1 protein-coding gene is annotated in these 253 nt (G+C 56.9%); it reads right to left on the reverse strand.

The features are described 5' to 3' along the window. The coding region (locus JN414_RS16625; protein WP_202208899.1) for a hypothetical protein at positions 1-216 on the reverse strand (216 nt) is incomplete at its 3' end. Positions 217-253 lie beyond the last annotated feature (37 nt).

Below are 253 nucleotides of genomic sequence, written 5' to 3' on the forward strand. Positions count from 1 at the left end.
ATGCTGCGACAGCGTCGCCAGCTGCTCGCTTTCGGCTTCCGCATAAGATCCGAGCTTGTACATGGCAACGCCGGTTGCGACCACGCCAGCTACAATTCCCACCGGCCCCATCATCAGGCCACCAACAGTTTCCACGGCTTTGCCGAAACCACCCAGAACGCTGACAGCGTTCGGAACCTCATAAAACGCAGCCTTGAGCGGGTTTCCACCCGCCATGACCATATCCAAAAACTTGTGGGCCTCATCAATCAGA

Source organism: Gluconobacter sp. Gdi, assembly GCF_014132155.1.
GTDB lineage: Bacteria > Pseudomonadota > Alphaproteobacteria > Acetobacterales > Acetobacteraceae > Gluconobacter.